Raw genomic sequence first — 532 nt, 5'->3', positions numbered from 1 at the left:
GGTGTCATAGGAATCACCACGAACTTATTCATGGTGATTTTTCTTGTCTTGTTAAACGGCTTTTTCGTTGCCGCTGAATTTGCCATCGTCAAAGTGCGTTCCACGCGGATCGCTCAATTGGAACACCGCCGCGGGAAAATCGCGCAGAAAGTCTTGGCCAACTTGGATGCCTACCTGTCCGCCACCCAGTTGGGCATTACCCTGGCCTCCTTGGGCTTGGGGTGGATCGGCGAGCCGGCGATCGCCCGCATGCTGGAACCGTTGCTTTCCACTTCGGATTTCCGGATTGGCTCATCCACACTACGGCCTTTGCTCTGGCTTTTTCCATCATCACCTTTCTGCACATCGTGCTCGGTGAAATGGCGCCCAAGTCGCTGGCCATACGCAAAGCGGAAGCCACCACCCTGTGGACCTCGGCACCGTTGGATTGGTTTTACCGGCTCTTTAAACCGTTTATCTTTATCCTCAACGGCACCGCCAACCTGATTTTGAGGCTGTTCGGGGTCGAGATGAACGAAAATCAGCAAGCGCA

1 protein-coding gene and 1 pseudogene are annotated in these 532 nt (G+C 54.1%); both read left to right on the top strand.

Translation table 11 applies throughout. The features are described 5' to 3' along the window. Positions 1–30: 30 nt before the first annotated feature. Positions 31–216: pseudogene (locus RZO55_RS05230) on the top strand (CNNM domain-containing protein); the annotation flags it as partial. Between the two features lie 5 nt (positions 217–221). Then, the coding region (locus RZO55_RS05225) for a CNNM domain-containing protein (protein ID WP_318063235.1) at positions 222–532 on the top strand (311 nt) is incomplete at its 3' end.

The sequence above is a fragment of the Clostridium boliviensis genome, from assembly GCF_033342255.1.
Classification (GTDB): domain Bacteria; phylum Bacillota; class Clostridia; order Lachnospirales; family Lachnospiraceae; genus Lacrimispora; species Lacrimispora boliviensis.
This window is presented reverse-complemented; position numbering and strand designations above follow the sequence as displayed.